We start from the raw sequence: 13,158 nt of genomic DNA on the forward strand, positions 1-13,158 counted from the left end.
ATAGCGAACAGAGCTTATGCTAAGCAAGTCTCAAGACTATTCGTTTTTCAAGCTCAGAAAAGAGTACTTTTGATAAAAAACTTTCACCTCTCAACAGTCTAGGAAATTGTTGAGCAACCTTTCGGGGATGAGATTACGAACTAAAAATTTTCAAATTTTAGTTCGATCTCACTCCTTTTTTAATGTTACAAAAATAAAATGGCTCTGTAATCGTTATATAACAAGAATGACAAGTCAAAAGAGATTTCTTTAAAAGGATAGGATTTTCCCAGAAACTGTGTTATAATAAAGTGCAGTATATTTGATTAGAAATTCCTTGAAAGAGCTGAAAATGAAAAAAATTGTAATTAATGGTGGTCGCCCCTTAAAAGGAGAGGTGACTATTAGTGGTGCTAAAAATAGCGTAGTCGCTTTAATTCCGGCGACAATTTTATCTGATGAAATCGTGACATTGGACTGTGTGCCAGATATTTCCGATGTTGTGAGTTTGATTGACATTATGGAAGCTATGGGAGCTACTGTTGAGCGCCAAGATGATACGCTGAGAATTGATCCTCGTGGTATAAAAAATATGCCCATGCCTTATGGTAAAATCAATAGCTTGCGTGCTTCTTATTATTTTTATGGTAGCCTATTAGGTCGCTACGGCGAGGCAACAGTTGGTTTACCTGGTGGCTGTGATTTGGGTCCGCGACCTATTGACTTGCATTTGAAAGCATTTGAAGCCATGGGGGCTACTATGTCTTACGAGGGGAATTTCATGAACCTTTCGACAGGTGGTAAACATCTCCACGGAGCTAGTATATACATGGATACAGTCAGTGTTGGGGCGACCATTAACACCATGCTTGCGGCAGTAAAAGCAAAAGGGCGCACCGTTATTGAAAATGCAGCTCGTGAGCCTGAAATCATTGATGTAGCGACACTTTTGAATAATATGGGAGCACACATTCGAGGAGCTGGTACGGATATTATTGTCATTGAAGGTGTTAACAAACTTCATGGTACTCGTCATCAAGTCATTCCAGATCGAATTGAAGCAGGAACTTATATCTCAATGGCTGCTGCAATTGGTGAAGGTGTGCAAATCAACAATGTCCTTTATGAACACTTAGAAGGCTTTATTGCGAAATTAGAAGAAATGGGAGTTCGCATGACCGTTTCTGAAGATAGTGTGTATGTCGAAAAGCAACATGATTTGAAAGCAATTAATATTAAGACGGCTCCTTATCCAGGCTTTGCTACAGACTTGCAACAGCCTATTACGCCACTTTTGTTAACTGCTAAAGGACGTGGCTTAATTATTGATACGATTTATGAAAAGCGAGTAAATCATGTCCCTGAGTTAGTAAAAATGGCAGGAAAGATTTCAACGAGTGCCAATCATATTGCTTATGAAGGCCCTAATCAATTGCAAGGTGCAGCGGTCAAAGCAACTGATTTGCGGGCAGGAGCAGCACTTGTAATTGCAGGCTTGCTAGCTCATGGAAAAACCGAAATTACAAATGTAGAATTTATTTTACGAGGTTATTCAAATATTATTGAAAAGTTGACGAGTTTAGGAGCAGACATTCAGCTTGTCGAAGAATAGATTCGAAACAACGTTGACATGATGAGGTGAAATAGCCCAGTTGGCGTACCAACTGGGTCTTATCTTTAGAGGTAAGATATGAATTTGTGGACAAAATTGGCGGAATTCGCCTTTATAGAAACAGAACATTTAGTATTACGTCCATTTTCCTTTATGGATAGTGAAGATTTTTATAAAATTGCCTCCAATCCTGAAAATCTACGCTTCATTTTTCCTGTGCAGGCTAATTTACAAGAAAGCCAACATGTATTGGCTAATTATTTTATGAAACATCCTCTTGGAATTTGGGCGATTTGCGATAAAGATTCTGGGCAGATGATTGGTTCTGTCAAATTTGAAAAGATAGACGAAATCAAGGGCGAAGCAGAGCTTGGTTATTTTCTTCGGCATGATTATTGGGGACATGGTCTGATGACTGAGTGCGTCAAAAATATTGTTTATTTGGCATTTACACAGTTTGATTTGAAGCGACTTTATATTATAACTCATCTGGAAAACAAAGCCAGCCAAAGAGTTGCCGAGAAGACAGGATTTTCTTGTAGGCGGCAGTTCAAGGGGAGCGACCGTTATACACGTAAAATGCGGGATTATTTAGAGTTTTGCTATGAAAAAGGAGACTTTCATGAGTAAACATCAAGAAATTATCGCTTATTTGGAAGAATTACCAGTAGGAAAGCGTGTTAGTGTACGCAGTATTTCCAATTATTTAGGAGTAAGCGAGGGGACTGCTTATCGTGCAATTAAAGAAGCTGAAAATCGTGGATTGGTAGAAACACGTCCTCGTAGCGGCACGATTCGCGTAAAATCTCCCAAAGTAGAGCTGGAGCACTTAACATTTAAAGAAATTGCTGAAATTACGAAATCAGAAGTCTTAGCTGGTCAAGACGGACTTGAAAAGGAATTCAGTAAATTCACAATCGGGGCAATGACCGAGAAGAATCTCTTACGTTACTTAACGGAAGGAGGTCTCTTGATTATTGGAGACCGCACCCGTATTCAGTTATTGGCTTTGAAGCATGAAAATGCTGTTTTAGTGACGGGTGGCTTAGAAGTGAGTTCTGATGTTTTAAAATTGGCGAACCGCTTAAGCATTCCTGTTCTAAGATCCCAACATGATACCTTTACAGTTGCAACGATTATCAATCGTTCTCTGTCCAACATGCAGATCAAAACAGATATTTTAACCGTGGAACAGGTTTATCGTGGTAGTCATGAGTATGGTTTCTTAAAAGATACAGATACCGTTCGTGATTTTATGGATTTGGTTCGAAAAAACCGTAGCAGTCGTTTTCCTGTTGTTAATCAGCATAATATGGTCGTTGGCGTGGTGACTATGCGTGATACTGGTGACAAGTCTCCTCACACGATTTTAGATAAAGTCATGACGAAAAATATCTATGCCGTTACTTTAAACACCAGCATTGCCAATGTTAGCCAGCGCATGATTACAGAAGACTTTGAAATGGTGCCAGTCATTCGGAGCAATCAAACTCTTCTTGGAGTCATTACGCGTCGTGATGTCATGGAAAAAATGAGTCGGGAACAAATCTCCAGCCTACCGACTTTTGGTGACCAAGTCTCTCAAAAACTTCGTCATATCAACAATGAATTTTCTTTTGTTGTGGAACCTTTTATGTTAGAAAGTAACGGTGTTTTGTCTAATGGGATTCTAACAGAGATTTTAACGACAGCAACGCATCAGTATGTGACATCTGGCAAGAACAATATTGTCATTGAGCAAATGACAATTTATTTCTTGCAAGCTGTTCAGATTGATGAAAGTTTGACACTTCGTCCAAGAATAGTTCGACAAACAAGGCATTCTGCCATTTTAGATTACGATATTTATTTAAAACTTCAATTGGTTGCAAAAGCGACCATTACAGTAAAGATAAACTAATACCTCAGATATTAAGGAGAAAGAATGATAACTTTAAAATCACAACGTGAAATTGATTTAATGGAAAAAAGCGGCGCATTTCTCGCCAGTATTCATATTGGTTTAAGGGATTTGATTAAGCCGGGCATTGACATGTGGGAAATTGAAGAATATGTCCGCAGACGTTGTAAGGAGGATAATGCTCTTCCGCTTCAGATTGGTGTGGAAGGCAGCATCATGGATTACCCTTATGCCACTTGCTGCTCATTGAATGATGAAGTGGCACATGCTTTTCCACGTCACAAAAAATTAGTTGAAGGTGACTTAATCAAAGTAGATATGGTCGTTGGCTTGGTTGATAAAGCTGAGTTAGATGTTTCTAAACTTGATTTCAATAATGTGGAACAAATGAAACACTATACGGAAAATTTCCGTGGAGGTGTGGCGGATTCTTGCTGGGCTTATGCAGTTGGTCAAGTGAGTGAAGAAGTACAACAATTGATGGAGGTTACAAAAGAATGCCTTTATCGTGGAATTGAAGCTGCTCAAGTTGGCAATCGGATTGGTGACATTGGTGCAGCGATTCAAGAATATGCGGAAAGTCATGGTTATGGTGTTGTTCGTGACTTAGTAGGACATGGTGTTGGACCAACTATGCACGAAGAGCCAATGGTGCCTCATTACGGACGTGCTGGACGTGGTTTACGTCTTCGTGAAGGAATGGTCTTGACAATTGAGCCGATGATTTCAACAGGCACTTGGGAGATTGACACAGATTTTGAGACGGGGTGGGCTCATAAAACGCTGGACGGTGGACTTTCTTGTCAATACGAACATCAATTTGTGATTACCAAAGATGGTCCTGTTATCTTGACCAGTCAAGGGGAAGAAGGAACGTATTAAAACTAGAAGTAGAATGAGGGGGCTTTTTGCTCCTTCTTCTATAGGGGATGAGATGAAGAAGTTGGTTTCTAGGATCGGACATAATCCATTTTTACAAGCTTTTTTTAAATTTTATCAGGCATCTGAGATTGATTTGACCAGCATTGCAGTGGCTTATTATTTGTTGATTTCAATTTTTCCATTGCTGTTAATTGTTGTGAATATATTGCCTTATTTTCAAATTCCAATAGCAGAATTTTTAGAAGCGATAGAAGATGTTCTGCCAGAGTCACTTTATGAAGTGATTGCAAAGGTCATTCGTAATGTATTAACCCAACCGTCTTCTGGATTGTTGAGCTTCTCCATTCTTTCGGCTTTATGGGCTTTTTCACAATCAATGTCTTTCTTGCAAAAAGCTTTTAATAAAGCTTATGGTGTCGCCAAAGATAGAGGACTCATTTCGCACAGATTGTTTAGTATAGTGATGAGTTTAGGATTACAGTTGCTCTTTGCTCTTTCTCTTTTGCTGACAATGTTTGGGCGAATGTCTCTTCGTCTGCTCCATAGTTTTTGGGGATTTGATAACCAGCTTTATACTAGTCTACAAAAGATGACGCAGCCAACCATTTACACTTTACTTTTTCTTTCTTTATTGATGTTGTATTACTTTTTACCTAATGTCAAAATCAAGAAAATTCGCTATGTACTACCAGGAACGGTTTTTGTAGTTCTTACAATTGGTGTATTGCTAAATTTGTTTTCCGTTTATTTGGACACTTATGTAAATCACTTAATGGATGTTCGATTTTTCAGTTCCATTTTTGTTGTGGTAGTGATGATTTGGTTTACTCTCATTGCTCAAATACTTATTATTGGCGCGATTCTAAATGCAAGTTATCAAAGTTGTCACGAAAGTTCATTTGAAACAAGGCATAAACAATTGACTACGCGACTCATTCAAAAAACAAAAAAATGAAAAAAGAAGATAAAACTTCTTTTTTTAATATTATTTTATTGCATTTGCAATAAAAATAGTTTATAATAATTGGCGAAGGAGGGAATATGACTATTTTGCGGGAAATTGGAATTATTGCCCGATCCTTGGATTCGATTGCGAATATTGAATTTCGTGATATTGATTTGGCACGTGGACAGTATTTGTATTTAGTCCGAATTGCTGAAAATCCAGGGATTATTCAGGAAGAGTTGTCTGAACTTTTAAAAGTAGATCGTTCAACGGTTGCCCGTTCTGTGAAGAAATTGGAGAAAAAAGGATTTTTAGAACAGAAGTCAGCACCTGATAACCGAAAAAACAAAGAATGGTTTGTTACAAAAAAAGGCGCGGCTCTCTATCCATTTATTTTAGCTGAAAATCAATATTCTGAGCAAACTTCATTGCAGGGTTTTTCGATAGCAGAAGCAAAGCAGTTGGAGGAAATGTTGATTCGAGTTCGCGAAAATATCACAGGTGATTGGGATTCAGTAAAAAAAGGACAAAAAAGAAATTACGAAAGAGGTAGATGATGAAAGTTACAGTTGAAAATGAATTTTGGGAGTTATTTCCTCAAGCACAAATTAGTATTATGGTAGCTAAAGGATTGGATAATAGTGTTGATGAAAGTAAGGACCTTTATTTTAAATCCCAGTTAGACAAGGGAAGCAAACGAGCAGAAGATTTTATTTCTGATGAACCATTTACGCAAAATGAGGTTATTCAGGAATGGCGGCAGGCTTTTACCAAATTTAAAACTAAAAAAGGAGCCCGTTCTTCCATTGAAGCACTTTTAAAAAGAGTGAGTCAAGGTCGTGAGTTCAATCCAATCAATCCATTGGTGGATATTTATAATAGTATTTCACTTTCTTATGCTGTGCCTTGTGGTGGTGAAGATATTGACAAAATTGAGGGAGGACTACATTTAGCTAAAGCGAAAGGTGGAGAATCTTTCTTTCCGCTTGGAGCGGAGACGGATGCACCAGCTCTTCCAGAAGAAATCATCTACCATGATGATGAAGGAGCGGTTTGTCGTTGTCTCAACTGGCGCGAAGCTAAGCGAACTATGCTGACAGAAGAAACCAGAGATGCAGTGCTAGTTATTGAAGCTGTCAATGAAGAACAAGCAAAACGTGCACAAGCTGCTATGCAAGAATTGCAATATTTGGTAGAAGATTATTTTGGTGTAAAAGGAGAAATCACTCACTTGACAATGGAGCATCCAAGTGTAGAAATTTAAGAATAAAAAAGAGCTTCAAAGCTCTTTGGGATTAAAAACAAGCCACCATTTTGAGTAGGTTTGTTTTTTATTTCTTTGATTTATTTTTAAATGATAAATTGCAAGAATAAGTGCAACATTTACTCGTACTCATCCACTAGAGCTTCACAAGCAGTTCTGTAAGCTAAACATTTTCGTGGTCGGTGATTGATATCATATAAGGCCTTGTTCAAAGCCTCATCAGAGATAGCGGCTAAATCTGTTTTCTTTGGAAAATATTCTCTTAGTAAGCCATTGGCGTTTTCATTGCTTCCTCTCTGCCAGGATGAATAGGCGTCCGCAAAGAAAAAGGAAATTCCTAAATTCTCTACCAGAGGATAGCAGGCAAACTCTTTTCCCCTATCTGAAGTGAAGGTTTTAAGAGCCTCTTTTGGAAATAGCTTATAAAGTTGTTCGATGGCTGAAAACATGGATTTGGCTGTTCTGTCTGGTATCTTGAAAGCTAAGTAAAAGCGCGTTTTTCGCTCCAGAAAGGTCGCTAAACAGCCCTTGCTTTTGCCTCTGGAAGACACCACAGTATCGAGCTCCCAGTGACCAAAGGTCTCACGATTCCTGACCTCTTTAGGACGTTTGGCAATCGATGTGCCAATCCTAAATCTTCCACGTGTTTCTTTAGGTTGTCGAGTTTTTCCTTTACGACGAAGGACACTCAAATCCAGAGCAATCAAACCAGCATAGAGCCAGTTATAGATTGTTTTAAAAGCTACCATCGGCCTTTGTTCAAGCTGATAGCGGCCACAAATCTGTTCAGGCGACCAGGAGGATTTTAAACCGTCCTCAATTTCCTTTTTCAACGTTGGTGTCAAACGAGACTTCCGACCTTTTTGCTTAGCCCTGTGGTCATACTGTTCCTGTGCTAGGGCTGCGGAGTAACCATTTTGGCATCGTCTTAACTCTCTTGAAATGGTAGACTTATGGACGCCAAGTTTACTTGCAATTTGGCAAGGTTTCAAACCTAATTCCAAGTAGGTTTCTATCTTTATTCGGTCGGTTATGGTAAGATGGAAGTAGCTCATAGTTTTTCCTCGGGATTCTGTTTGTGTGGTTACTTACAGTTTACACCAATGAAACGCTATGAGTTTTTTTGTTGCACTATATTTTACAATTTATCAAATACAAAGATTTTACTGAAAACATAATTGAGCACAATAATAATAATTTGAGCAAGCAAAGTTTCAATAGTGTTGACCGTTTTAATGTCATTGTGGACAAATTGACCAATAATAGCAGGAAAAGTAGTAACGAAAACGAGTGTGAGTCCCATATCCAATAAAAAGGTAGAGAGTCGCGCAACAACAAACTTGATAAAACGAGAGAACCAACCCTTTCTTTCTTGTTTAAAAACAATCGTATCGTTTGTTACAAAAGCAAAGAGGATACCAGCGATATTTCCTAAGGCGGTCGCCAATAGTTCGTTGTTACTCAATGCATAATAGAGTATGCGTGTGATGATAGCAACAATCGTGGTAGCCAATCCAAAAAACAGGTAAGATAAAATTTCATTGTCAAAGAAAGATTTTATACATTTTTTCATACGTTCAGTCTATCATAATTTCTAAAATTGTGCTATACTTGAAAAGCTGTATTAATGTTTTCAATGCAGCCCTTGGCGCTTAGTTTCCTTTCGCCAAGCATATTATACGCGGTTATAGCCGCCAAAGGAGAAAACATGGAAAAATTTACTATTCGCGATATGGCTCAGATTGCTCTCGTTGCTGCGATTTATGTCGCTCTAACAATGACACCGCCCCTGAATGCTATTAGCTATGGTGCCTACCAATTTCGGATTTCTGAAATGATGAATTTTATGGCTTTTTATAAACCCAAGTACATCATTGGGGTCACACTGGGCTGTATGATTGCTAATTTGTTTAGTTTTGGAATCATTGATGTCTTTGTTGGTGGCGGATCAACCTTGGTCTTTTTGAGCTTGGGTGTGTATTTCTTTAGAAAATACATGAACGAATATTTGTTTAACGGATTGATCAATAAAGCTTTCTTTTATTTTGCGATTTTCTTTTCATTTTCAATGATTACAATTGCCGCAGAGTTATATTTTGTTGCGAAAGCCCCGTTTCTTTTTACATGGTTTACAACGGCAATTGGAGAGTTTGTTTCACTCATTATTGGTGGAATTTTAATGGACAAGCTAAATAAGCGGATTGACTTGGGGAAATAAATGTTTTGAATAGCAGACTTAATAAAAAATCTGTCGAATCTTCGACAGATTTTTTATTAGTCTTGGAATTTAAATACAACAGAAGAGTCATATAGTTTCAAGATTTTTTCAAAAACAATTTTACTTGCAAGAGCTGCAAGGATTGGAACAATGAGCCATACAACAACTGCTAAAGCTATATTTAATCCTGCATCGATAGAGGCTAATGGTCCAACCAAACCTACGAGACCAAAACCTGCTGATTGAGCTGTTCCACTGACTGAGAAAAGAGCTACCGGGATAGCGGATATAACGGCTGTTGTCAAACACGGAACTAAAATAATTGGATATTTAAAGACGTTTGGCATCATCAATTTCATAGCTCCCAAAGCAATAGCTAAAGTCACCCCTGAATTATTCACTTTCCAAGAGTGAACAACTAAAGCAACGGCTGTAGCTGCCACGCCCATTGCTGAAGCTCCGGCTGAAATTCCATTTAATTGAATGGCTAAACCAATGGCAACGGTTGAGATTGGAGAAATGATAATAAAGGCAAATGAACAACAAATTAAAATAGACATCAATAGCGGTTGTAAGTGTGTAAATTCATTGATAACCACTCCAATGCCAGTTGTAATTTGTTTAACAAATGGCAAGAGCAGTAAGCCAATCAAGGCTGCACCTACCCCGACGACAATTGGCATAGCTACCACAGCTGTTGAACCAAATCGATCTTTGATTAACATAAGCATGCCAACTGCGATAGCTGCTGTTAACATGGTGTTAATTAGGTCTCCTGTGCCAGCTCCGACATATTTTCCAAGTTCAGTATTGAAAGTGACGACACCTGAAGCTACAAAAGCAGCTCCTGCAGTGACCATCATCTGCATGGGTTTAAATCCAAATTGCAAAGCGATTAACCCACCGATAATCAATGGTGTAGCTAATTGGAAGATAACAGCGATATGAATAATGGTCTGTGCAATTGGCACGGTGCTGAAATATTTTAAAATAGCTGATAAAACAGCGTTTGGAATTAAACCAATAATAACTCCTAATGCCGTTCCCGACAATACTTTATTGACAAAAATTTTTGCCGTCATCTTTTCTTGTGCTTGTGTTTCCATCTAATTTCCCTTTCTGTTTCCAAACTATTTAGCGCCTAATATTTGTTCTTTGCAGTGAACCAATTCTGTTAAGAAGGAGCAATATGGGGTTTGTACACCATACTTTTGCCCTTTTCGAACGACAGCTCCGTTGATATAATCAATTTCTGTCAGACGATTATGCTCGTTCAAATCTTGATACATTGATGGGTGATGTAATCCGATTGTATCTCGATTGTAGCAATTTTTTTCGATGTAATCTACAGTTTCCTCAACATTCAAATCGACATTTTCATATTTTGCAACCGCCGCAAATTCGCTGACAATGCGCTCAACAATCGTATGGGCGGGAGTGGTGTCACCGAAATCTGCCATATTAGAAAGCAAAATAGTGCATAAACCATTCATTGTCCCGTTTACACAGGCTTTTTTATAAATGGCGTGCAAGATATTTTCAGAATACTGTGCGTTCAATCCAGCAGAATTTAAGATTTCTACAATGTGATCAGCTGCTTGTTTCGCTTTTGAATCTGAAACGAGATTCTTCAGTGCAACAGTTCCGTTTCCGAATAACTTCACTCGACCTGGTCCTTCCATACCTGCTGTCCACATAGTATTTCCGATCATGATATGCTCTTTTGGAACATATTTTTCAATGATTTCTTCATGTCCAATTCCATTCAATAAACAAAGAACATTTGTGTGCTCTTTTATCAATGGCTGAATGTCTGTTAGCATTGTTTCTAACTGCATTGCTTTAGTAAATAAAATGATTAAATCACTGGACAAAGTTGGTTCTACTTCGTTTTGAAGATAAATTGGCAATTTCGCAACAAGCTCCTCGCCATTAAAATTAGCCTGCAAGCCATTTTTTTGGATAGCTTTTACATGGTCTGCCCAACCATCTACTAAAATGACCTTATGACCCGCTTGATGCAACATGAGACCAAACCGGCTGCCCATTGCACCTGCACCTGCAATTGTAATATTCACAATAAGATTCCTCCTCTACATTGTTTGGATTATTTCTTTATTAAAAGAAAATGAACTATATATATTTTACTTCTTTTATCTTTTTTTATCAATTAAATTTTGAATTTATAATTTTTGAAGTTGTAGGCTAGCTCTAGCTTTTTAACCAAAAAAATTCATTAAATTATTTGTAAAAATACAGCAGATTTTAGCTAGTAAATACTTATAATATTTAGACATCATTGTTTTTACGCTGTTTTATTTGATATGTCTAAATTTTTTATGATATTAACAGTAATAATCCTGTAGAATCGTATGTTTTATGATAAAATAGAAATATGAAAGACAGAATGTTAGAACTGGTGAATCTACTAAATCAATATGCGCATGAATATTATACAACTGATAATCCAAGCGTATCGGATAGTGAATATGATAGGTTATATCATGAATTGTTAGATTTAGAACAGCAATACCCAGAGCTCGTTCAGGCTGATAGCCCAACTCATCGTGTGGGTGGTAAGGTTTTAGAAGGGTTTGAAAAATACCAACATCAGTATCCGCTATATAGTTTGCAGGATGCTTTTTCACGTGAAGAGTTAGAGGCATTTGATGTACGGATTCGCAAAGATTTTCCAAAGGTGAGTTATCTGTGTGAGTTAAAAATTGATGGTCTCTCCATTTCTCTTATGTATGAAAATGGTATTTTGGTTGCAGGAGCCACTCGGGGAGATGGCTCCGTCGGAGAAAATATCACAGAAAATTTAAAAAGGGTGAAAGATATTCCGCTAACTTTGCCAACTGCTGTAAATTTGACAGTTCGTGGTGAATGTTATATGCCACGTAGCTCTTTTGATGCGGTGAATCAGCTACGTCAGGAAAACGGAGAACCAGAATTTGCTAATCCGAGAAATGCAGCGGCAGGAACGCTGCGTCAGTTGGATACTGCAATTGTTGCCAAGCGAAATCTAGCAACTTTTCTTTATCAAGAAGCCAGTCCAACAGATGTGTCAACTCAAGAAGCTGTTTTAAATAAGTTATCTAAAAATGGCTTTAGCGTAAATGAACGGCGTATTTTGGCATATTCGATGGATGAAGTATGGCGATTTATAGAGCAAATCAATCACGAACGTGCGCAATTGCCTTATGATATTGACGGTGTTGTCATCAAGGTAAATGATTTATCTGTTCAAGAAGAGCTCGGTTTTACCGTGAAAGCTCCTAAATGGGCGATTGCTTATAAATTTCCGGCGGAAGAAAAAGAAGCACAGCTTTTATCGGTTGATTGGACGGTTGGGCGAACTGGAGTGGTTACACCGACCGCTAATCTTACACCTGTGAAATTAGCAGGGACAACCGTCAGTCGAGCAACTCTGCACAATGTCGATTACATTGCTGAAAAAGATATTCGTAAAGACGATACAGTTATCGTTTATAAGGCGGGTGATATCATTCCAGCTGTTTTGCGAGTGGTTGAAAACAGGCGCCAATCAGAAGAGCAACTAGAGATTCCAACGAACTGTCCAAGTTGCAACAGCGAGCTGATTCACTTTGAAGATGAGGTGGCTTTGCGCTGTATCAATCCGCGCTGTCCTGCACAAATTAAGGAGGGGTTGATTCATTTCGCGAGCCGTGATGCCATGAATATCACAGGGCTTGGACCAGCAGTGGTGGAGAAATTATTTGCTCAGGAATTGGTGAAAGATGTGGCTGGCATTTACCACTTGACTGTCGAAGATTTGTTACAATTGGAGAATGTTAAGGAAAAATCAGCTAACAAGTTGTACTCTGCTATTCAAGCTTCTAAAGAAAATTCAGCAGAGAAATTACTATTTGGGCTGGGCATTCGCCATGTTGGAAGCAAAGCGAGTCAGATTTTGTTAGAGCATTTTCATGATTTGGAACAATTAGCAAAAGCAGAAAGAGAAGAAATTGTTGCACTGGATAGTCTAGGAATGGTGATTGCAGAAAGTTTGACTAGTTATTTTGCTCAGGAAGGATCGCAGATTCTACTGAGAGAATTGAAAGAAGCAGGGCTTAATCTAGCTTACTTAGGTGAAAAAGTTGCAGCAAACGCAGTTCTTTCTGGATTGACCGTTGTCTTAACAGGAAAATTAGAACGATTGAATCGTTCAGAAGCAAAAGTAAAATTAGAAAGTTTAGGTGCAAAGGTGACGAGCTCTGTTTCTAAAAAAACGAGTTTAGTCGTTGCTGGAGCAGATGCAGGAAGTAAATTAATAAAAGCTCAAGAGTTAGGCATTGACATTCGTGATGAATCTTGGCTTGAGAGCTTGTAGAGG

At 38.3% G+C, this 13,158-nt stretch carries 13 protein-coding genes and 1 riboswitch; of the genes, 9 read left to right on the forward strand and 4 right to left on the reverse strand.

Going from position 1 to position 13,158, the window contains the following annotated elements:
* Positions 1–331: 331 nt before the first annotated feature.
* The 7 genes from ANG_RS05095 to ANG_RS05125 all read left to right on the forward strand — a co-directional run bounded on the left by ANG_RS05095 (position 332) and on the right by ANG_RS05125 (position 6,583).
* A complete protein-coding gene (locus tag ANG_RS05095) occupies positions 332–1,591 on the forward strand; it encodes a UDP-N-acetylglucosamine 1-carboxyvinyltransferase (RefSeq protein WP_003034537.1) in 1,260 nt (419 codons plus the stop codon).
* A 78-nt stretch (positions 1,592–1,669) separates the two neighbouring features.
* Complete coding sequence (locus tag ANG_RS05100) at positions 1,670–2,221, forward strand: GNAT family N-acetyltransferase (protein ID WP_003034474.1); 552 nt, start codon at positions 1,670–1,672, stop codon at positions 2,219–2,221.
* Complete coding sequence (gene spxR, locus ANG_RS05105) at positions 2,214–3,491, forward strand: CBS-HotDog domain-containing transcription factor SpxR (protein WP_003034494.1); 1,278 nt, start codon at positions 2,214–2,216, stop codon at positions 3,489–3,491. Before ANG_RS05100 ends, spxR begins: the two co-directional genes overlap by 8 nt.
* Before the next feature lie 24 nt (positions 3,492–3,515).
* The gene (locus ANG_RS05110; protein ID WP_003034526.1) at positions 3,516–4,373 is read left to right on the forward strand and encodes a methionyl aminopeptidase; all 858 of its coding nucleotides are present in this window, start codon (positions 3,516–3,518) and stop codon (positions 4,371–4,373) included.
* A gap of 52 nt (positions 4,374–4,425) precedes the next feature.
* The gene (locus ANG_RS05115; RefSeq protein ID WP_003034397.1) at positions 4,426–5,328 is read left to right on the forward strand and encodes a YihY/virulence factor BrkB family protein; all 903 of its coding nucleotides are present in this window, start codon (positions 4,426–4,428) and stop codon (positions 5,326–5,328) included.
* Between the two features lie 86 nt (positions 5,329–5,414).
* A complete protein-coding gene (locus ANG_RS05120) occupies positions 5,415–5,876 on the forward strand; it encodes a MarR family winged helix-turn-helix transcriptional regulator (protein ID WP_003034407.1) in 462 nt (153 codons plus the stop codon).
* Entirely contained in the window at positions 5,876–6,583 is a 708-nt protein-coding gene (locus tag ANG_RS05125; RefSeq protein WP_020999587.1) for a B3/B4 domain-containing protein, read from the forward strand. Before ANG_RS05120 ends, ANG_RS05125 begins: the two co-directional genes overlap by 1 nt.
* Positions 6,584–6,702: 119 nt before the next feature.
* Here the strand turns inward: ANG_RS05125 and ANG_RS05130 are convergent, their stop codons facing one another.
* Complete coding sequence (locus ANG_RS05130) at positions 6,703–7,638, reverse strand: IS30 family transposase (protein WP_020999450.1); 936 nt, start codon at positions 7,636–7,638, stop codon at positions 6,703–6,705.
* A gap of 83 nt (positions 7,639–7,721) precedes the next feature.
* The gene (locus tag ANG_RS05135; protein ID WP_025271752.1) at positions 7,722–8,156 is read right to left on the reverse strand and encodes a GtrA family protein; all 435 of its coding nucleotides are present in this window, start codon (positions 8,154–8,156) and stop codon (positions 7,722–7,724) included.
* A 28-nt stretch (positions 8,157–8,184) separates the two neighbouring features.
* A riboswitch (PreQ1 riboswitch) is annotated at positions 8,185–8,294 on the forward strand.
* Between ANG_RS05135 and ANG_RS05140 the strand changes: the two genes are divergently transcribed.
* Positions 8,292–8,801, forward strand: a complete 510-nt coding sequence (locus ANG_RS05140; protein WP_003034511.1) for a QueT transporter family protein — start codon at positions 8,292–8,294, stop codon at positions 8,799–8,801. It overlaps the preceding riboswitch by 3 nt.
* Before the next feature lie 56 nt (positions 8,802–8,857).
* On the opposite strand, the gene ANG_RS05145 is transcribed toward ANG_RS05140, so the two are convergent.
* Positions 8,858–9,907, reverse strand: a complete 1,050-nt coding sequence (locus ANG_RS05145) for a PTS sugar transporter subunit IIC (protein WP_003029822.1) — start codon at positions 9,905–9,907, stop codon at positions 8,858–8,860.
* A 24-nt stretch (positions 9,908–9,931) separates the two neighbouring features.
* On the reverse strand, positions 9,932–10,879 hold the full coding sequence (locus ANG_RS05150) for a 2-dehydropantoate 2-reductase (RefSeq protein WP_025271753.1): 948 nt from the start codon (positions 10,877–10,879) through the stop codon (positions 9,932–9,934).
* Between the two features lie 317 nt (positions 10,880–11,196).
* On the opposite strand from ANG_RS05150, the gene ligA reads away from it, so the two are divergent.
* Positions 11,197–13,155: an NAD-dependent DNA ligase LigA gene (ligA, locus tag ANG_RS05155; RefSeq protein WP_020999588.1), complete on the forward strand. Its 1,959-nt coding sequence runs from the start codon at positions 11,197–11,199 to the stop codon at positions 13,153–13,155.
* Positions 13,156–13,158: the final 3 nt, after the last annotated feature.

This window comes from Streptococcus anginosus subsp. whileyi MAS624, assembly GCF_000478925.1.
GTDB classification, from domain to species: Bacteria; Bacillota; Bacilli; order Lactobacillales; family Streptococcaceae; genus Streptococcus; species Streptococcus whileyi.

Bases quoted from the DNA above. Each gene is read 5' to 3' on its own strand.
- ANG_RS05120 (WP_003034407.1), top strand. From the start codon at position 5,415: ATGACTATTTTGCGGGAAATTGGAATTATTGCCCGATCCTTGGATTCG.
- ANG_RS05095 (WP_003034537.1), top strand. From the start codon at position 332: ATGAAAAAAATTGTAATTAATGGTGGTCGCCCCTTAAAAGGAGAGGTG.
- ANG_RS05140 (WP_003034511.1), top strand. From the start codon at position 8,292: ATGGAAAAATTTACTATTCGCGATATGGCTCAGATTGCTCTCGTTGCT.
- ANG_RS05130 (WP_020999450.1), bottom strand. From the start codon at position 7,638: ATGAGCTACTTCCATCTTACCATAACCGACCGAATAAAGATAGAAACC.
- ANG_RS05145 (WP_003029822.1), bottom strand. From the start codon at position 9,907: ATGGAAACACAAGCACAAGAAAAGATGACGGCAAAAATTTTTGTCAAT.
- ANG_RS05100 (WP_003034474.1), top strand. From the start codon at position 1,670: ATGAATTTGTGGACAAAATTGGCGGAATTCGCCTTTATAGAAACAGAA.
- ANG_RS05115 (WP_003034397.1), top strand. From the start codon at position 4,426: ATGAAGAAGTTGGTTTCTAGGATCGGACATAATCCATTTTTACAAGCT.
- ANG_RS05110 (WP_003034526.1), top strand. From the start codon at position 3,516: ATGATAACTTTAAAATCACAACGTGAAATTGATTTAATGGAAAAAAGC.
- ANG_RS05125 (WP_020999587.1), top strand. From the start codon at position 5,876: ATGAAAGTTACAGTTGAAAATGAATTTTGGGAGTTATTTCCTCAAGCA.
- ligA (WP_020999588.1), top strand. From the start codon at position 11,197: ATGAAAGACAGAATGTTAGAACTGGTGAATCTACTAAATCAATATGCG.
- ANG_RS05135 (WP_025271752.1), bottom strand. From the start codon at position 8,156: ATGAAAAAATGTATAAAATCTTTCTTTGACAATGAAATTTTATCTTAC.
- spxR (WP_003034494.1), top strand. From the start codon at position 2,214: ATGAGTAAACATCAAGAAATTATCGCTTATTTGGAAGAATTACCAGTA.